The sequence below is a fragment of the Streptomyces sp. NBC_01017 genome (assembly GCF_045162795.1).
GTDB lineage: Bacteria > Actinomycetota > Actinomycetes > Streptomycetales > Streptomycetaceae > Streptomyces > Streptomyces machairae.
Window position 1 is genome coordinate 4563513 of sequence record NZ_CP108683.1, and the last position, 19075, is coordinate 4582587.

Genomic DNA, 19075 nt, shown 5'->3' on the forward strand with positions numbered 1-19075 from the left:
CCGTTTCGGATCTGGCATCCACGTTGCACCACGCCACTGACAATGCGTTCCGACCTGCGCAAACACCCTTGCGGAGCCGTTCGCGGGCGCTGCGCCCGGGCCGATTGTCAGTGGTGGGATCTACCTTCGATGGCATGACTCAGCAGGGGGTGCGCTGGACCGCGGACCAGGTGCTGGCACTGGCACCTGACGCCGCATCACGCAAAGCGGGAAGCAAACTGGGCGCGGCAGGGCCGTGGTCCGAGGCGGGGAGTTCCGACGAGGGGACGATGTGGGGGCTGTGCAAGGGCAGTGGCAGCAAGCCGTATCAGACGGTCATCGATATCGCGGACGCGTCCGGGCCCGCGTACAAGTGCAGTTGTCCGAGCCGGAAGTTCCCGTGCAAGCACGCGCTCGGTCTGCTGCTGCTCTGGGCGGGCGGCGAAGGTGCGGTGCCGCCGGCGCAGCAGCCGCCGGACTGGGCGGAGGAGTGGACAAAGGGGAGAAGGCAGCGCGCTGACGAGAAGCGGACGGCGGGCGCCTCCGGTTCCTCGACGGCGTCCGCTGATCCGGAGGCGGCGCGGCGTCGTGCGGAGCGCCGGGCCGTGCGCGTCACGGCGGGGGCGACGGAGCTGGAGCAGCGCCTGGCGGACCTGCTGCGCGGCGGCCTGGCCGGCGCGGAACAGGCGGGGTACGGGCTGTGGGAGGAGACAGCGGCCCGCATGGTCGACGCCCAGGCGCCCGGACTGGCCGCGCGGGTGCGGGAGCTGGGCGCGATCCCGGCGTCCGGCCCCGGCTGGCCGGTGCGTCTGCTGGAGGAGTGCGCGCTTCTCCACCTCCTCGACCAGGGCTGGCTGCGTCGAGAGGGGCTGCCCGACGCCCTGGGGGACACGGTCCGCTCCCGCATCGGCCTGCCCGCCTCGGCGGACGGCCCGCCGGTCCGGGACCGCTGGCTGGTCCTCGCCCAGTACGACACGGCGGACACAAAGCTGACGACGCGCCGGATATGGCTGTACGGCGCCGAGTCGGGCCGCACCGCACTGCTCCTCTCCTATGGCGCCGCCGGCCGCGCCCCGGAGCTGGCACTGCCGGTGGGGCTGGCCCTGGAGGCGGAGGTGTCGACGTACCCGGGTGCCGGACAGCTGCGGGCGGCCCTGGGCGAGCAGTTCGCACCGCCCGCGCCCGCGGTCATACGGCCGCCGGGCGTGACGACGACCGAGGCGACCGCACGATACGGCGAGGCGCTCCGTGACGACCCGTGGCTGGACTCCGTCCCGGTGACCTTGGACCGGGTCGTACCGACCCCGGACGGCGACTCGTGGCAACTGGCCGACGCCGACACGGACTCGGCTCTGCCACTGACCCCGGCCTACCGTGCCCGCCCGGGCCTGTGGCGCCTGGTCGCGCTGTCGGGCGGCGCGCCGGTCAAGGTGTTCGGCGAGTGCGGCCATCGCGGCTTCACCCCGCTGACGGCCTGGCCAGAGGGACAGGGAGAGGTGGTGCAGCTGTGCTGAGCGCGACCGGCTCCGCGCACCCGCCCATCTCGCGGGGCCACCCGGCTCCGCGCACTCCCCCCTCCCTCAGGGCCGCCCGGATCCGCGCGCACCCGCCCCTCCCCCAGGACCACCCCACTCCAAGGCCCCTGTCACCACCCCACGGCACCCAGCACGAAGGCAGAGAGGAACGACCCTGATGAACAGCCCCTCGGTTCCCGTGGACTCGCCGCCCAGCGCCTGGGAGGAACTCGTCACCGCGGCGCTGCTCGGGACGGACCGGCGTACGCCTCCCGGCTGCACACCGGGCCAGGAAGCACCGCTGGCGCTGCTCGACACGGCGGCCGTGGAGACCGTACGACGGCGTGCCGGGCTGCGGCCGGCCCGGGCGGCGCAGCGGCCGCAGCCGGCTCCAGCGGACCCTCGCCCCGCACTACCCCCGGCGGCGACCCGCAGGCTGGCGATGCTGCTGACCGACCGTCCCGGTGTGGGCAGCGGCCGTAGGGGCACGGCGCCCGACCTCATGGAACTGCTGCCCCAGTGGCTCGCGACGGCGAACGACCGCGGCTTCGCACCGCCCCCGCAGTTGCTGCCGGCGCTGCTGGACGCGGCGCGGGGCCGGACGGACCTGCGTCCGGCGGCGCTGACGTTCGCCGGCCCGCGGGCGGTGTGGCTCGCCCGGCTGAACCCGGACTGGCGGTTCGCCCTGCGCGCGACCCCTGGCGGCGGCGCGTCACTGCCGCACCTGGACAACCCCGCCGAAGTCCAGCAGCTCTGGCAGGAGGGGCTGTTCGCCGAGCGGGTCGCCCTGCTCTCCGCAATACGCGCGGGTGAGCCCGCTGCCGCGCGCGAGCTGCTGGCCACGACGTGGGCGACCGAGCGGGCCGAGGACCGGCTGATGTTCCTCGACTCGCTGCGCAGTGGTCTGGGCCCGCAGGACGAGCAGTTCCTGGAGCAGGCACTGTCCGACCGGAGCCGCAACGTCCGGGCGACTGCGGCGGAGTTGCTGTCGGCGCTGCCGGGTTCGGCACTCGCGGCACGGATGGCGGTGCGGGCCGGGACATGCGTGGCCCTCGATCACACCGGCGAGGCCCCGACGATCACCGTGGAGGCACCGCACGAGTGCGACGCGGGCATGGAGCGCGACGGTGTCGTGGCCAAGGCCCCGGCGGGGCGGGGTGAACGGTCGTGGTGGTTCGGCCAGTTGGTGGAGGCCACGCCGCTCGGCACCTGGCCGGGGCGGCTCGGCGGACGTACGCCTCGGGAGATCGTGGCGTTGCCGGTGGCGGACGACTGGCAGGGCGAGCTGCACGCGGCATGGTGCCGGGCGGCGGTGCGCCAGCGGGACGGCGCATGGGCAAGGGCACTTCTCGGGTCACCCTCGGCCCCGGAAGCCGGCGGTCCTGGTGCGGTGTCCCTGGCCGAGCGCGCAAAGCTTCTCGGCACGTTGAGTCCCGCCGAACGGGCCGAGTGGGTCGGCGGGTTCATCGCGACGCACGGCCTGTCCGAGGCGTTTCAGCTGCTCGGAGTCTGCGCCGTGCCCTGGGCTGAGCCGCTCGGGCGGGCGGTGGTCGACGCGCTCAACATCGCGCGGGACGCGGGGAGTTATCCATGGAGTTTCAGCGGAGTGATGGGCCTGGCCGAGCGCTGCCTCGACCCGGCCGAGGCAGGCCGCCTCGACGGCCTGCTGGCGGTACCGGACGAGCCGGAGGACGCGTCTCCGGGGGCGGGGGGTTACTGGGCGGAGGCGTTCCAGCGGCTGGTCACGACGTTGCGGCTGCGAGCGGCCATGATCGACGAGCTGACGCCGTCCAGCCCGGGCGAATCCAGCCCGTCCGGCGTTTGAGGACGAGGCCGTTCAGGCCCAAGGGGGGTCTGGGAGCGGAGCCCCCAGCCAACGGCCACCCCGACGAACGCGCGCAGAGCAGCGCCCTACGCTCCCGCCGGCTGCCGGACGTTCGCCCGCACCCAGTCCACGATCGCCTGAGTCGTCGCCCCCGGCGTGAAGATCTCCGCGACACCCTTCTCCTTCAGCGGGGGGATGTCCGCCTCGGGGATGATCCCGCCGCCGAAGATCAGGATGTCCTCCGCGTCGCGCTCCTTGAGGAGGTCGATCACTGCGGCGAAGAGGGTGTTGTGGGCACCGGAGAGGATGGACAGGCCGATCGCGTCGGCGTCCTCCTGGATCGCTGTGTCGACGATCTGCTCGGGAGTCTGGTGGAGCCCGGTGTAGATGACCTCCATACCGGCGTCGCGCAGCGCCCGCGCGATCACCTTGGCCCCTCGATCATGGCCGTCGAGCCCAGGCTTGGCCACCACCACGCGGATCGGACCGGCTGCCACACCCATCACTGCCTCCATGAAGCGACTACATCCATCCGTACCGACAAGCACCGCTCACATATGAGTTATGCCGCACTGGCCGCACTTGTCATACATGGTGCGCGTATCGCACTTTTCCGCCGCTCACAGCACCGGACGCACCCTCACGGCACGGACGCCCCGGGCCACACCGCCCGGGCAAGTAAACGAACGTTATCTCCAGCATCCCGCAACCGGCAGTTTCGCGGTGCAGAGCGAGGGGGAAATCACACGGTGGGACACGTTCGCCGCGCACCGTTCCATATCTCTGCGGCACACGCGCCGCAGCGGTCTGCGGCACACGCGTCGCAGCGGGACCAAGCGCAACGGGAGCCGCAACGAGGTCGCCGCACCACCGCGCCGCAGGCCGCGCGACGTGGCGGTGCGGCGCATCGACGGTGGCACGAAGGGCACGTAGGGCAGGTAAGGCACGACAGCGGGGAGCCTCGTCGCCACACCGGCAGGGAGCCCCGTCAGGTCATCGGTGCACTTTGGCCGACCCGACCGACTCACTTCACGCGCCTCGCTCACCCCACGCGCCTTCCTCGTGCCTCGCCGGCCACCTCCACCGCGACTTCCCATGAGGGCACAACGGGGGCCGGAGCCGTCCTCCTGCGTGCCGCAAGGAGGTCGGCCATGAAGGTCACCGGGGCAGTATTCCCCTTTCTCCCGCTCTGCCGACGCCTGCTTCCGAGCAGTCTCGCCGGCCTCTCCCTGGCCCTGCTGAAGGCGACCGCCCTCGAGCTCGCGATCCTCGCCGGCCACGTGCTGCTCTACCCCTCGGGCATCACACAGGAGCGCCGGACCACCCCACAGCTCCCCGCGCAGGACACGGCCCAGCTGCCGACGGAGACCACTCCCCCCGTCGTCCTGCTGCACGGCTTCATCGACAACCGCTCCGTCTTCGTCCTGCTGCGCCGCAGCCTCGCCCAGCACGGCAGGCACCAGGTCGAGTCGCTCAACTACTCCCCGCTGACCTGCGACATCCGCACCGCCGCCGAACTGCTCGGCCGGCACATAGAGGGGATCTGCGAGCGAACCGGCAGCAGGCAGGTGGACGTCGTCGGGCACAGCCTCGGCGGGCTGATAGCGCGCTACTACGTGCAGTGTCTCGGCGGCGACGTCAGGGTCCGCACCCTCGTCACGCTCGGCACGCCGCACTCCGGCACCCGCGTCGTCCCGCTGGCGAACGCGCACCCGATCGTGCGTCAGATGCGCCCCGGCTCACCGGTTCTAGAGGAGCTGGCAGGTCCCGCGCCCGGCTGCCGTACCCATTTCGTGAGCTTCTGGAGCGACCTCGACCACTTGATGGACCCGCTGGAGACGGCCTGCATCGCGCACCCGGACCTGATGGCGCAGAACGTCCGCGTCACCGGCATCGGACACCTCGCCCTGCCCGTGCACCCCGCCGTGGCAACCGGGATCCGGCAGGCCCTCGACTCCGCACGAACCGGAGCCGAGGCCACCGCCCAGGCCGGCGGCCTGACAGTGGCGTAGCCCTCCCGCACCATCCCGCCGGCCGCGCCCGACGGCCGCCCGACGACCTGATCGCACTCGCCGCACGGCCTCAGGACAGCTGACCAAACGTCGAACAATCTTCGAACACAAGGCCAAACTCACGCCCGCAGTCCGCCAAAACACGGCCGAATGCCCGTTTCCTGCGCGCGCGAAACCTGCCGAAGATTGTCGTGCCCGCATACCGCCGGGTACAGTCGCCGCACTGCTCTGGCAGCCCCTGTTGTCGAGGCGAGAGAGAAGTTGGTGAACGATCGTCACCCGTCGGGGACCATGACCTCCCCGACTTCGGCTTCCGATGCCGCCTCGGCGCACTACGCGTCCTACGGCGCCCAGGAAGCCCAGTACGGTGACTCCACCACGTACGGCACCTACGACGCCACCGGATTCGGCGCCACCGGGCACGCCACCACGACCTTCGACGCGGACCCCCTCTTCGGCAGCCTCCCCGGCGAGAGCACGGGCGCGTACGACACCACGCAGTGGTCGACGGGCAGCCACCACACCGTGAACTACGACGCCTACGCGGCCCAGCACCACGCCGCCTACGACACCGGCGCGTACGACACCACCGCCTGGACGACCGACCACGAACGGCTCGCCTTCGTCCCGCAGCAGGCAGTCGGCCACGACACCTCGGGTCAGTGGGACGCGAACGCCTGGCTCCAGCCCGACCAGTCCGGCGCCCCGGCCGACCAGACCCAGCACTGGGAATGGGGCACGCAGGCCTTCGACACGGGCGCGTACGACGCCACACAGTGGAACTCCGACGGCGCCGTAGAGGCCACCGCGCAGGCGATCGACGAGTACGAGCACTCAGCAGAATCCTTCGATCAGCAGGCGACCGCGCACTTCGAGCACCTGGACCCCACGGCGTACGACGCCCCCGTCCAGGGCGACGCCGAGTTGACCGCGACCGGTGAACTCCCCGCCGTGACGCCCCTCCTCGACGACCAGGAGGAGACCACTCCGGCCCCCTCCCCGCGCGCCGCCTCCCGCAGCGGGTCCCGCTCCCGCCGCCGCACGCCCCCCAAGCGCTCCGCGTTCCTGACCGTCGCCGTGCCGTCGGCGTGTGTGATGGGTGTCGCGGGAATCGCCGCCGCCTCCGTCGGCAGCCTGACCGACGACAAGGAAGCGTCCTCCACGCTGGCCTCGGACGGCGAGGCCGTGAAGCCGTCCACCGCGAACAACAAGCTGGACACCCAGCTCGAGAGCCTCTCCGCCGGCGCCGACGACTTCGCCGACCGGGCCAGCCGCACGCAGGAGCGCATCGACCTCAAGGCTCAGCAGGCGGCCGAGAAGAAGAAGGCCGCCGAGGAGGCGGCCCGCAAGGAGCGGTTGCGCCCGAAGTTCGCGGTTCCGGTCGCACAGCACGGCCTCAGCGCCTATTTCGGCCAGTCCGGCATCAACTGGATGTCCATTCACAGCGGCATCGACTTCCCCGTCTCGTACGGCACGACGGTTATGGCCGCGACCGACGGCACCGTCCGCACGCAGTGGAACAGCGCCTACGGCAACATGATGATCGTGACCGCGAAGGACGGCACGGAGACGTGGTACTGCCACCTCTCCAGCTACCGTGTCGCCTCCGGTACGACGGTGAAGGCCGGCGACCCCATCGCGTACTCCGGCAACTCCGGCAACTCAACCGGCCCGCACCTGCACTTCGAGGTGCGACCGGGCGGCGGCTCGGCGATAGACCCACTGTCCTGGCTGCGCAGCCACGGCCTGGACCCGTCGTAGGCAACCGGCCGACGTTCCCGGCAACCCGCCAACTGCCTTGTGCGCTCAGGCGCCCCCGCTCCTCAACAGCTCAGCGAGGGCGCACACCTGTAAGCGCTACAGTTTCTCCACCGGCGCATACCGCAGCAGCAGCCGCTTCGGCTTGGTGTCCCCGAAGTCGATCGTCGCCTCGGCGTTCCCGCCCGTGCCCTTGACCGCCGTCACGGTGCCGAGCCCGAACTGGTCGTGCGTGACCCGGTCCCCGACCGCCAGCTGGACGACCGGCTTCTCCGAGGTCCGCCGGGTGGCGAACCCGGACGCCCCCGACGCCGAGGAGCGCGAACGGGACGAGGACAGCGAGGCCGCCACGCCGGCCGCCGGACCGGAGGACACGGGCGAGGTCGCCCCCGTCCGCTTCCAGTCCACGTGCGCCGCCGGGATCTCCTCCAGGAAGCGGGACGGCGGGTTGTACGAGGGCTGCCCCCACGCACTCCGCATCGACGAGCGCGTCAGATACAGCCGCTCACGCGCGCGCGTGATGCCGACGTACGCGAGCCGCCGTTCCTCCTCCAGCTCCTTGGTCTGGCCGAGGGCGCGCATGTGCGGGAACACGCCGTCCTCCATGCCGGTGAGGAAGACGACCGGGAACTCCAGGCCCTTGGCGGTGTGCAGGGTCATCAGGGTGATGACGCCGGAGCCGTCCTCGTCCTCGTCCGGGATCTGGTCCGAGTCGGCGACGAGCGCGACCCGCTCCAGGAAGGCCGCGAGCCCACCGGAGGCCTCATCCTCAGCCGACTCCTGCTCGAACTCCAGGGCCACGGCCGCGAGTTCCTGAAGGTTCTCGATACGGGTCTCGTCCTGAGGGTCGGTGGAGGCCTGCAACTCGGCCAGGTACCCGGTCCGTTCGAGGATCGCCTCCAGGACCGTCGCCGGTCCCACACCGGACTCGACGATCGTACGGAGGTCCTCCATCAGCGTGTTGAACCGCCTGACGGCGTTGGTCGACCGCGCGGCCATGCCGTACGCCTCGTCGACCCGCCGCAGCGCCTGCGGGAAGCTGATCTTCTCCCGCTGTGCAAGCGCGTCGATCATCGCCTCGGCGCGATCGCCGATGCCCCGCTTGGGGACGTTCAGGATCCGCCGCAGCGGTACGGAGTCCTCGGGGTTGGCCAGCACGCGCAGGTAGGCCAGGACGTCCCGGACCTCCTTGCGCTCGTAGAACCGCACCCCGCCGACGACCTTGTAGGGCAGGCCGACGCGGATGAAGATCTCTTCGAAGACACGGGACTGGGCGTTCGTCCGGTAGAAGACGGCGACGTCACCGGCCTTCGCATCGCCCGCATCCGTCAGTCGGTCTATCTCCTCGGCGACGAATTGCGCCTCGTCGTGCTCGGTGTCCGCGACGTAGCCGGTGATGCGCGCACCGGCGCCCGCGTTGGTCCACAGGTTCTTGGGGCGCCGGGACTCGTTGCGCTCGATGACCGCGTTGGCGGCGGTCAGGATCGTCTGGCTGGAGCGGTAGTTCTGCTCCAGGAGGATCGTCGTCGCGTCCGGGTAGTCCTCCTCGAACTGGAGGATGTTGCGGATGGTGGCGCCCCGGAAGGCGTAGATCGACTGGTCGGCGTCACCCACCACGCACAGCTCGGCGGGCGGGATGTCGTTGTCGCTCGGCGGCACGTCGACGGGGTGCTCACTGGTACCGACGAGCTCGCGCACCAGCGCGTACTGCGCGTGGTTGGTGTCCTGGTACTCATCGACCAGCACATGCCGGAACCGCCGGCGGTAGTGCTCGGCGACGTCCGGGAAGGCGCGCAGCAGATTGACCGTCGTCATGATCAGGTCGTCGAAGTCGAGGGCGTTGGCCTCCCGCAACCGCGACTGGTACAGGGCATACGCCTGCGCGAGGGTCTTCTCGAAGCCGTCCGTCGCCTGGGCGGCGAAGTCCTCCTCGTCGATCAGCTCGTTCTTCAGATTGCTGATCTTGGCGCTGAAGGACTTGGGCGGAAACCGCTTGGGGTCGAGATCCAGATCACGACACACGAGCGCCATCAGCCGCTTGCTGTCGGCGGCGTCATAGATCGAGAACGACGAGGTGAACCCGAGCTTCTTGCTCTCTCTGCGCAGGATGCGCACGCACGCGCTGTGGAAGGTCATCACCCACATCGCGTTCGCGCGCGGGCCGACGAGCTGCTCGACGCGCTCCTTCATCTCACCCGCGGCCTTGTTGGTGAAGGTGATCGCGAGGATCTGCCCCGGATGCACATTCCGCTCGGCCAGCAGGTACGCGATGCGATGGGTGAGCACACGCGTCTTGCCGGACCCGGCGCCAGCCACGATGAGCAGCGGGCCGCCGGAGTGGACGACGGCCGCACGCTGGTTCTCGTTCAGCCCCGCCAGCAGCGCTGCCGCATCCAGGGCCGGGCGCGGGGCGCCGTCGCGGTAGTAGTCGTCCCGGTCCGGCGGCACGTCGAACTTCCCGCCGAACAGATCGTCCGGAACCGGCTCCGGAGCGTGATCGTCCTCGGGCGGCGGTGGTGGTTCGCCCGCATGGGCCCGCGGGGCCTGGAGGCCCGCCAGGAAGCTGTCGTCAAAGAGGCTGCTCATCGCTCTCCGAGTCTAGGGCGCCCCACTGACAGCCCGCCGCCGCCCTGAGAACATCACCTGTTTCAGCACTCACCGATCTTCAGAACCCACGCACCCCAAACACTCCCCTCACCCTCCAGAACCACCCCATTACGATCCGCAATCCCCCGAAACCAACCGACCCGAGTCGGCCGAAATACCCTCAAAACCCAAAACGCTCACAACTGACCACCAACCCCGCCACATCGACCACGATCCACGGCACACATCGCCAAGGTCACGAAAATGTATCGGGCATATCGAACATCAACCTTCACAGGGGCCACACGAGTTGGCTACCGTGCCGGACAGGCCGTACGACCCCCACCGGCGAACGTCGCCGGGCCGCACGGCCTCCGCCGAGTCCGGAGCGCCGCCGTGCACCCGGAGCCGGGGACCCACCGAACTTGGGGTGAATCGGCCCGACTCCCGCCCGGGGAGCGGCCGTAGGGCAACCCTTCCTAACCATCCGCCCGAACCCGACAGCTAACTCGGTAGGCGGAGCATGGAAGGAGTCGCCTCCCTTGGCGTCGCACCGCAAGTCGCGTCCCGCTGGTACGCGCGTAGCAGGCATACGGACCCCCGCCCTCGCCACGGCGGCCCTCACCTCCGTCGCCCTGCTGTCCCAGACGGCCAACGCGAGCCCCTCGACGGACGACAAACCGAGCCTCGAAGAGGTCGAGAAGAAGGTCGACGACCTCTACCGCCAGGCGGAGTCGGCGACCGAGAAGTACAACGCGGCCAAAGAGAAGACCGCAAAGCAGCGCAAGCGCGTCGACACCCTCCTCGACGACGTCGCCCAGCGCACCCAGAAGCTCAACGACGCGCGCGAGGAACTCGGCCGCAACGCAGCCGCCCAGTACCGCACGGGCACCTCGGCCCCCGACACGGCGACCTTCCTCCTGGCTGACAGCCCGCAGGACTACTTCGACCAGACCCAGCTGATGGACCGCATGACGGGCCGCCAGAAGGAATCGGTCGACGACTACTTCACCCAGCAGTCCGCGACGATGAAGAAGCGCAAGGAGGCCACCCAGAGCCTCGAAACGCTCACCGAGTCGCAGAACGACCTCCAGACGGCCAAGTCCACCGTCCAGAAGAAGCTCGCCGACGCACGCGAACTGCTGTCGAAGCTGACGGCGGAGGAGAAGGCCCGCCTCGCCGCGATCGAGAAGCGCAAGCAGGAGGAGGCCGCCCGCAAGGCGGCGGAACTGGCCCGGCAGCAAGAGGCGGCCGAGCGCCGGCGCCAGGAGGCGGCGCAGCAGCAGGAGAGCAACGACTCCTCGTCCGACTCGTCCTCCTCCGACTCGTCGGCGTCGGACTCCTCGTACGCCACCAAGGCCGAGAAGGCCCTGGCCTTCGCCCGCGCCCAGGTGGGCAAGCCGTACGTCTGGGGCGCCACCGGCCCCGACTCCTACGACTGCTCCGGCCTCACCCAGGGCGCCTGGAAGGCCGCAGGCGTGGACATCCCCCGTGTCACCTACGACCAGGTCAACGCCGGCACCGCGGTCCCCGTCTCCAGCGCCCAGCCCGGCGACCTGGTCTTCTTCTACGACGACATCACGCACGTAGGCCTCTACATCGGCAACGGCATGATGATCCACGCCCCGAAGCCCGGCGCGTACGTCCGCGAGGAATCGATCTACTACGACGGAGAGTCGTCGATCCACAGCGTGGTCCGCCCGGCCTGACGAACACACACGCGCGCGTGGCGCACTGCCTCCGCCACGCGCGCGTAGTGGTGCGGCAAACGCACCCGCACCCGCACCCGCGTACGGTGGCACGGCCCCGACCCACAACGAACAGTCAGGCGCTACGCGAACCCCCACTCACCCGAGCGGGCCGCCGCAGGCACCCGTCGCCCAACCGTCGCGCGGCAGACGTGCATTTCACCCCACACGCGCGCGTGCCCCCACCCACCCCACACCCCCCAATCCCTAGCATCGACCCCATGCCCGCCCCCACGACCACCCCCGCATCCCCCCTCCACACCTGGTGGTCGCAGAGTCCCCCCACCGCCGGCGCCGCCGTCATGGCAACCGGCATCCTGTCGGTCGCCCTCCACCAGGCCGGCTACGAAACCCTGTCCCGAATCGCCCTCGCCCTCGCCTGCGCAGCCTGGCTGGCCCTCGCGGGCGGCTTCACCGCGAGGCTCCTCCGGGACCGCGCCAGGTGGCTCAAAGAGGCAGCCACCCCCGCCGCCCTCACCGCCATCGCAGCGACGGCGGTTCTCGGCACCCGCTTCGCCACCCTCGGCTGGCAACCCCTCGCCAAGGCCCTACTGGCCCTGGCGGCTCTGCTCTGGCCGGGCCTCCTCATCGCCGTGGTACGCCGCTTGCACCCCCGCATGCCCGGCGCGGTCTTCCTCAGCTGCGTGGCCACCCAGGGCCTCGCCGTCCTGGCCGCAACCCTCGCCGCGACCGAGTCCACGGCATGGCTCGCCCACGCGGCCCTGGTCCTGTTCTGGCTCGGCCTGGTGCTCTACGTCATGGCCCTGACCCGCTTCGACCTGCGGCAGGTGACCAGGGGCGCCGGCGACCACTGGGTGGCAGGCGGCGCCCTCGCCATCTCCGCACTCGCCGGCTCGAAGCTCATGTCGGCCGACAGCGCCAGCCTGTACCTCTGGAACGAGGACGACACCGACGTCCTGCGCACGGTGACCGTCGCCCTACTCGTCCTGGACCTGGCCTGGTACGCCGTCCTGCTCCTCGCCGAGATCGGCCGGCCACGGCTGCGCTACGACGTACGCCGCTGGGCAACCGTGTTCCCCATGGGCATGACGGCCGCGGCGGTCCTCGCCGTCGCCACCGCAGTGGACGTCCCGTGGCTCAAGACCCCCGGCGAGGCACTGCTGTGGATCGCCGTCGCGGCATGGCTTGCGGTCGCGGCAGGCGCAGTACTGAGCTACACCGAGGTCACGTCCACAGAACGGCGATGAAGACGTTCACCATGGCCAGCAGCCCCACCAACCCGAAGAGCCGCTTGTCCACCGTCTCCTCGTCCCGCTTCACGTACACCAGCCCGAGGATCACGATCAGCAGCGCCAGCTTCACGCCGATCTTGATGTTGTTGACGGACTGATCGTCCGCCTGGTTGAGGCCGACGAGGATGACGCCGGTGACCAGCATGGTCAGCGCGCCGTGCAGCATCGCGGGCACGAACCGCGCGGTGCCCTGGCCCATCGCCTTCATCTGGGTGAAGAAACCACCCAGCAACGCGGCGATACCGATGATGTGCAGACCGACGAAAAGGTGGATGAGTACGTCCATGGGGCCGGAGCCTAATCAGCCCCGTCAGGGCACCCACCACCGCCCCGGTCTTGCATATATGCGCCCCATAGCACCCCGCAGCCCCCGCCCACCCCCCATTCCGCCACATCGGTCAGCACACAGCGTGAACAAGACGCCCCCATCTCGCGATCACGCTCACTTACGGTCACCCAACGATCCACTCCCGGCACTTCCGCACAACGCGTTACCACCCCGGCACACCCAGGTTTAGCGTCCTCCACCAGGTGACCGGCTCCCCACCGCCGCCCGGGCCAGGGGCGGCAGTCGGACACCACCGCCGAGAAAGGTCCGGCGGCGGCCCGCTCCCCCCTGTGTGGGCCGTCGCCGGACGCGTCATCCGCCCGCGGGCAGTCGTCCGTCCGCTCCCCAGGCTGTCGTGGCGGACGTGCGGGACGAGGCGGTCGTACGAAAGGACGTGCAGTCCACGTGGCAGCGCACCGAAAGCCCCGTCAGCGCTCGGTCGGCGGCAGTACGGCCCGCACGGCATGGACGATCGCCCTGGCGGGCGCGGCGACGGCGACGGGCTTCGACGGGACCGGTCACGCCGAACCGCAGCTGACACCGGCTCAGGTCAAGGCGAAGGTGGACAAGCTGTACCACGAGGCGGAGGTCGCGACCGAGAAGTACAACGGCGCGAAGGAGAAGGCGGACGCTGCCGAGCGGCGGATCAGGTCGCTGCAGGACGAGGCAGCCCGCAAGACGGAGAAACTCAACTCGGCGCGTGAAGCGCTCGGTTCGATGGCCGCGGCGCAGTACCGCGACGGCGGCGTCGAACCGGCCCTCCAACTCGCGCTCTCCAACGACCCCGACCGCTACCTCGACGGCGCGGAGTTCGCCGAACGCGCCGGCAACCGTCAGGCGGCATCCGTCGCGAGCGTCCGCAGGCAACTACGCGAGATCGAGCAACTGCGCGGGGCCGCGCGCATCGAACTGACCTCGCTGCAGTCCCGCCAGGCGGAACTGCAAGGGCACAGGAAAACGATCACCGACAAGCTGGACGCCGCCCGCACTCTGCTCACCCAACTGACCACCGAGGAGCGCGCCCGCCTCCAGAGCGCGAGCGGCGGCACCGACCGCGCGGCCCGCTCCTCGACAGGCTCCCGAGACGCCCTGACCGCTCCCGGCCCGGCCACCGCACAGGCACCCAACGCCCGCGCCGCGTCGGCCATTTCGTACGCGTACTCAAAACTGGGCAGCCCCTACGTCTGGGGCGCGACCGGCCCGAACGCCTTCGACTGCTCCGGCCTCACCCAGGCCGCGTACCGCTCTGCGGGCCTCTCCCTCCCCCGCACGACCTATGCCCAGATCGACGCCGGCCGCCGCGTCTCCCGCTCGGAACTGCTCCCGGGCGACCTGGTGTTCTTCTACTCAGGCATCAGCCACGTCGGCCTCTACATCGGCAACGGCCAGATGATCCACGCCCCGAACCCCTCGGCCCCGGTCCGGGTGGCCCCACTCGACGAGATGCCGTTCGCGGGGGCCACACGCGTGGTGTGACCCGGCCCGGACCCGGCCATACCCTGGCCCGCCGCGGACCTCGGCCCGCGAACCGGAGCCCGGCATCACACCAGACGCCGTGCCGTCGCCCACCGAGTCAGCTCGTGCCGATTGGACAGCTGAAGTTTCCTCAGAACCGCCGACACATGGGACTCGACCGTCTTGACGGAGATGAACAGCTGCTTGGCGATCTCCTTGTACGCGTACCCCCGCGCAATCAGCCGCAGCACCTCCCGCTCGCGCTGAGTGAGCCGGTCGAGGTCCTCGTCGACCGGCGGCGCGTCCGTCGACGCGAAGGCGTCCAGTACGAACCCGGCGAGGCGCGGCGAGAAGACCGCGTCGCCGTCCTGGACCCGGAAGATGGAGTCGACCAGGTCGGTGCCGGTGATCGTCTTCGTCACGTACCCGCGCGCACCGCCCCGGATCACCCCGATCACATCCTCCGCCGCGTCCGAGACGGACAGGGCGAGGAAGCGGACGGGCTGCTCGGCGTCCGCCATCAACGGGGCGCAACGGCGTAGGACTTCGACTCCGCCGCCGCCCGGGAGGTGCACGTCGAGGAGGACGACCTCGGGGCGGGTCGCGGTGATGACCGTGACCGCCTGGTCGACGTCCGCGGCCTCTCCGACGACTTCGACGCCGGTCTGCTCGGTCCGGCCGATCTCGGCCTGGACTCCCGTACGGAACATGCGGTGGTCGTCGACGAGGACCACGCGCGCGTGTCGCTCGCCCGCGCTCCCGCCGGTCGACTCCACGGGCTCGTTCGCCTCGGTCGGGTCGCTCATGACGTCTTCTCCGCCCTCTCCATCTCCAGCTCGACCTCCGTGCCACCGCCGGGTACCGCCCGCAGCCGGGCCGTACCGCCGTTGCGCTCCATGCGGCCGATGATCGATTCTCTGACGCCCATACGGTCGGCGGGTATCGAGTCGAGGTCGAAGCCCGGACCGCGGTCCCGGACGGACACGAAGACGGTCTTGCCCTCCACCTCGGCGAAGACCTGCACGGCGCCGCCCTCGCCACCGTACTTCGCGGCGTTCACCATAGCCTCGCGTGCGGCCTGCATCTGTGCGGCGATTTTCTCGTCCAGCGGGCAGTCGCCGACGACCACGACCTCAATGGGGACGCCGTGCTTGTCCTCGATCTCCGCGGCGTTGCGCCGGACCGCGTCGGCGAGGTTGGTGGGCTCGTCGGCCTCGTCCTTGCCGGTGCCCTCGGGTTTGTAGAGCCAGGTGCGCAGGTCGCGCTCCTGGGCGCGGGCGAGGCGGCGGACCTCGTTCGCGTTCTCCGCGTTGCGCTGGATCAAGGTCAGGGTGTGCAGCACCGAGTCGTGGACGTGCGCGGCGACCTCGGCGCGCTCCTGGGCGCGGATGCGCATCAGGCGCTCCTCGGAGAGGTCCTGGGTCATCCGGACCAGGTACGGGCCCGCGAGGAGTGTTATGCCGACGAGGACCGCCAGCGCCGCCTGCAGGACCGAGCCGAGGTGGGCGACGGAGCCCTGCAGGACGAAGATGCCGGAGACGCCGGCCGTGACCAGCACGACGCCGCCCGCGGCACGCAGCAGCGTGAGGGTGTGCCGACGTCGTCCGACCTCCATCCACCGGGCCCGGCGGGCGTTGTCCGCCTGGCGCCAGACCAGGGCGACTCCCGCACCGACGAGCACGGCGGGAAGAAGATAGGCCTTGGCACCGCTTCCCAGGTCCACGCTGCCGACGAAGACCATCGCCACCACGACCATGAGGAGCAGGGCGACGATCTGCCCCTTGTCCGGCTTGCGGGCGACGAGTCTGCGGCGGCCGTCTGTCGCGGTCTCGGTGGTGAACGTCGACGGCTTCTGCGCGTCGACGCCGCCGACGCCGAGCGGCACGAAGAACCAGAACGCGGCATACAGCAACGCCCCCAGTCCGTCCGCCATGAACAGGCCGACGAAGACGAGGCGCACCCAGATGACGGGCAGGCCGAGATGCCCGGCGAGCCCCCGCGCCACGCCCCCGAGCCAGCGTCCGTCGCTGCTGCGGTAGAGCTTGCGCGGCGGCCGCGGTTCGACGAGTGGCGCTGCTGCGGCTTCCGGCATGCCATCGATGTTCACACGGTCGGACCACCGGAGCATCAGGGTCGACCCCCGATACTCCCCTGATCTTCGACCATCACGGCCTCGAACGCTTCCCCGCAGCCGCCTCAGGGCCGATATCAGGGTCCGACCAGGGTCATTCCGACTCCCGCCACGCCGACCCGCCCGTCACCATGGACACATGACAGATCACCAGCACGCCGCGGACTCCGTGCCCGAGCCGGACGCCGTGCCCACCGCGGGCACCGCGTCCGACGCGGCACCCGCGAGCGCCGCGGGTGAGGAACCCCGCGTGCGCCCGGGCGGAGAAAGCGGAGAAGCAGCCCCGCCCGAGGAAGCGGGCACACTCGACTCGCCGCACCGGTTCCGGCGAGACCGCCGGCACAAGATGCTGGCCGGTGTCTGCGCCGGGCTCGGGCGGCAGTGCGACATGGACCCGGTGATCTTCCGGATCACCCTGGCCGTCCTCTCCGCGACCGGCGGCATCGGCCTCATCTTCTACGGCTTCGCCTGGCTCTTCGTCCCGTACGACGACGAGGACGAGAACGAGGTGCGCAAGCTGCTGACCGGCCGGGTGGACGGCCAGGCGCTAACGGCCGTGCTGTTCGCGCTGGTCGGCTGCGGCGTCCTGCTGACCCTGCTCAGAAACGGCGGTGTGCTGGTCTTCGCCGTGGTCCTCTCCCTCCTCCTCGCGGGCGCCGGATACTGGTCGCGGCACCGCAGCACCCCCGACCCCGACCCGCTCGCCGCCCAGGCCGTCGCCGACGCCCCACCGGAGGCCCAGGCCCCGCCGGTCCCCGCCGCCTTCTCCTCCTGGTGGCGCGAACCCATCGTCAAGGACGGCACGCACGAGGGCGGCACGGGCTATCTCTGGGGCCCCCGCGACTCCCGCGATCGCGATATCGCGGCAGCGGTCAACATCAGCCTCGGCAGCACCTGGAGCAGCCGCCAGGACATACGCACCCGACACCCTCAGCAGCCGAAGCAACGCGGCCCCCGCTGGATCGGCGGCTGGGTGTTCCTGCTGGCCCTGCTCGCGGGCGCCCTCGGCACCAGCGCGACCTGGTCGGACCAGGCACTCGGCACCAGTCTGCAGACCGGCCTGGCCTGCGCCCTGCTAGTCCTCGGCCTGGGCATAGCCGTGAGCGCGTTCCTGGGCCGCACGGGAGCGGGCTCCATATTCCTGGCGATCATCACCGCGGGCATGCTGGCCGCCTCGGCAGCACTGCCCAAGGACATCAGCACCCACTGGATCGAGAGAAGCTGGCGCCCGGCGGCCGTGACCGACGTCCGGCAGCAGTACGACCTGGGCACCGGAGTCGGCACCCTCGACCTGACCCGCCTGAACCTCACCGACACCCAGACGGTGACGACGAGAGCGGACGTGGGCGTGGGCCAACTCAAGGTGATCGTCCCCAAGGACGTGACCGTGGAGTTGAGCATCGACGTGGGGGTGGGCGACATCCAGCTGCCGGGTGACGACAAGCAGGACGTGGACGTGGCACCGGGAAAGCACAAGGAGCTGACCCTGACACCGGCCAAGGGCACCAAGAAGGCGGGCACGCTGGACCTCGACCTGAGCGTCGGCGTGGGACAGGCGGAGGTGACCCGTGCTACGTCATGAGTTCCAGCCCGGCCGACTGGTCGCCGGCACCTTCCTGACCCTCGCGGGCATCATCTACATCGGCGACGCGGGCGACGCCTGGGAGACCCCATGGTTCGTGGTGATCCCCATAGTGACCGGCGGCCTGTGCCTCGCAGCCGCGGTGGCGCTGACGACCCGAGGAATACGCAGACGCCGCAGCTCCCGCACTACGCCCAAAGTCCACCCCCCAACCCCGGACCGGGCCCCGAACTCAAACCCGGACACACCCCACTGACGTCACCCGCGAGCTACCGATAGCCCCCGGTCCGCTGCCGTCGCCGCCTGTGAAATGCGGCATCCACCGAGAACATGGGGGCGCCCGCCAGCACGAGAGGCAGCCAGGCCATCAAGTAGGCCAGGTCATTGCCGTAGTAGTAAGGATCGGAGGCCCAGCTCACCGTCAGCCACAGACTCAGCGAGATAAGCGCCCCACCGAGCGCCGCCAAACGGGCGAACAGTCCGATCAGCGTGCCGATCCCGACAGCCAGCTCACCGAAGGCGATGGCGTAGCCGAACGCAACGGGACTGTCCAGAGCCAGGTCGACCATGGCCGGAATCGCGGAGGAGTCCCGAACGGCCCGCATCATGTCGCCGATCGAGCCCGCTCCGGAGTCCTTCATGAAGGCGCTGTCGGTGAGCTTGTCCAGGCCGGCATAGATGAAGGTGACGCCCAGGAAGACGCGGAGCGGAAGCAGTGCATACCGGGTGGCGGAGTCCCGCCAGTTCCGGTCGCCATCGAGATAAGGGGGGTGCGTGTCCGAATGCATACCGTGAGTCATCGCCCGTAGCCGCCTCTCGCCCGCCGTGCCGTGACCCCTCAAAAAACGATACGTACGCAGTGGCTGCGCCGCTCAACCCGAATTCTGGGACCTCCCCCGCCCGA

At 70.4% G+C, this 19075-nt stretch carries 16 protein-coding genes and 1 riboswitch; of the genes, 10 read left to right on the plus strand and 6 right to left on the minus strand.

All coding sequences use genetic code 11. The features are described 5' to 3' along the window. Positions 1–134: 134 nt before the first annotated feature. Both OG331_RS20600 and OG331_RS20605 read left to right on the plus strand, forming a co-directional pair. Positions 135–1493 (plus strand): SWIM zinc finger family protein, encoded by a 1359-nt coding sequence (locus OG331_RS20600; RefSeq protein ID WP_406198326.1) that lies wholly within the window; start codon positions 135–137, stop codon positions 1491–1493. A 178-nt stretch (positions 1494–1671) separates the two neighbouring features. Then, on the plus strand, positions 1672–3318 hold the full coding sequence (locus tag OG331_RS20605; protein ID WP_406198328.1) for a DUF5691 domain-containing protein: 1647 nt from the start codon (positions 1672–1674) through the stop codon (positions 3316–3318). 86 nt (positions 3319–3404) lie between these two features. Here the strand turns inward: OG331_RS20605 and OG331_RS20610 are convergent, their stop codons facing one another. Then, on the minus strand, positions 3405–3821 hold the full coding sequence (locus OG331_RS20610) for a cobalamin B12-binding domain-containing protein (RefSeq protein WP_362385184.1): 417 nt from the start codon (positions 3819–3821) through the stop codon (positions 3405–3407). A 220-nt stretch (positions 3822–4041) separates the two neighbouring features. On the opposite strand from OG331_RS20610, the gene OG331_RS20615 reads away from it, so the two are divergent. From OG331_RS20615 to OG331_RS20625, 3 genes are all read left to right on the plus strand, one after another. Continuing rightward, complete coding sequence (locus OG331_RS20615; protein ID WP_406198331.1) at positions 4042–4251, plus strand: hypothetical protein; 210 nt, start codon at positions 4042–4044, stop codon at positions 4249–4251. Between the two features lie 218 nt (positions 4252–4469). Continuing rightward, positions 4470–5330: an esterase/lipase family protein gene (locus tag OG331_RS20620; RefSeq protein ID WP_406198333.1), complete on the plus strand. Its 861-nt coding sequence runs from the start codon at positions 4470–4472 to the stop codon at positions 5328–5330. Positions 5331–5621: 291 nt separating this feature from the next. Continuing rightward, positions 5622–7091, plus strand: a complete 1470-nt coding sequence (locus OG331_RS20625; protein ID WP_406198335.1) for a M23 family metallopeptidase — start codon at positions 5622–5624, stop codon at positions 7089–7091. 96 nt (positions 7092–7187) lie between these two features. On the opposite strand, the gene pcrA is transcribed toward OG331_RS20625, so the two are convergent. Further along, positions 7188–9674 carry a DNA helicase PcrA gene (gene pcrA, locus OG331_RS20630; RefSeq protein ID WP_406198337.1) on the minus strand — a complete coding sequence of 829 codons (2487 nt, stop codon included), beginning with the start codon at positions 9672–9674 and terminating at the stop codon, positions 7188–7190. A 365-nt stretch (positions 9675–10039) separates the two neighbouring features. Continuing rightward, a riboswitch (cyclic di-AMP (ydaO/yuaA leader) is annotated at positions 10040–10208 on the plus strand. An 8-nt stretch (positions 10209–10216) separates the two neighbouring features. Between pcrA and OG331_RS20635 the strand changes: the two genes are divergently transcribed. Beyond that, positions 10217–11383 (plus strand): NlpC/P60 family protein, encoded by a 1167-nt coding sequence (locus OG331_RS20635; RefSeq protein ID WP_406198339.1) that lies wholly within the window; start codon positions 10217–10219, stop codon positions 11381–11383. A 260-nt stretch (positions 11384–11643) separates the two neighbouring features. Beyond that, positions 11644–12630, plus strand: coding sequence for a tellurite resistance/C4-dicarboxylate transporter family protein (locus tag OG331_RS20640; RefSeq protein WP_406198341.1), 987 nt, complete (start codon positions 11644–11646; stop codon positions 12628–12630). Here the strand turns inward: OG331_RS20640 and OG331_RS20645 are convergent. Beyond that, on the minus strand, positions 12608–12961 hold the full coding sequence (locus tag OG331_RS20645) for a hypothetical protein (protein ID WP_406198344.1): 354 nt from the start codon (positions 12959–12961) through the stop codon (positions 12608–12610). The two genes, OG331_RS20640 and OG331_RS20645, sit on opposite strands and share 23 nt — an antisense overlap. 447 nt (positions 12962–13408) lie before the next feature. Between OG331_RS20645 and OG331_RS20650 the strand changes: the two genes are divergently transcribed. Further along, positions 13409–14479 carry an NlpC/P60 family protein gene (locus tag OG331_RS20650; protein WP_406198347.1) on the plus strand — a complete coding sequence of 357 codons (1071 nt, stop codon included), beginning with the start codon at positions 13409–13411 and terminating at the stop codon, positions 14477–14479. A gap of 65 nt (positions 14480–14544) precedes the next feature. On the opposite strand, the gene OG331_RS20655 is transcribed toward OG331_RS20650, so the two are convergent. Further along, the gene (locus OG331_RS20655; RefSeq protein ID WP_406198350.1) at positions 14545–15264 is read right to left on the minus strand and encodes a LuxR C-terminal-related transcriptional regulator; all 720 of its coding nucleotides are present in this window, start codon (positions 15262–15264) and stop codon (positions 14545–14547) included. Beyond that, positions 15261–16550, minus strand: coding sequence for a PspC domain-containing protein (locus OG331_RS20660; protein WP_406198352.1), 1290 nt, complete (start codon positions 16548–16550; stop codon positions 15261–15263). Before OG331_RS20660 ends, OG331_RS20655 begins: the two co-directional genes overlap by 4 nt. A gap of 178 nt (positions 16551–16728) precedes the next feature. Between OG331_RS20660 and OG331_RS20665 the strand changes: the two genes are divergently transcribed. Next, positions 16729–18171 (plus strand): PspC domain-containing protein, encoded by a 1443-nt coding sequence (locus OG331_RS20665; protein ID WP_406198355.1) that lies wholly within the window; start codon positions 16729–16731, stop codon positions 18169–18171. Further along, entirely contained in the window at positions 18158–18427 is a 270-nt protein-coding gene (locus OG331_RS20670) for a hypothetical protein (protein ID WP_406198357.1), read from the plus strand. Before OG331_RS20665 ends, OG331_RS20670 begins: the two co-directional genes overlap by 14 nt. A 13-nt stretch (positions 18428–18440) precedes the next feature. Here OG331_RS20670 and OG331_RS20675 read toward each other — a convergent pair whose 3' ends face one another. Next, entirely contained in the window at positions 18441–18971 is a 531-nt protein-coding gene (locus OG331_RS20675) for a DoxX family protein (RefSeq protein WP_328879842.1), read from the minus strand. Between the last annotated feature and the right edge of the window lie 104 nt (positions 18972–19075).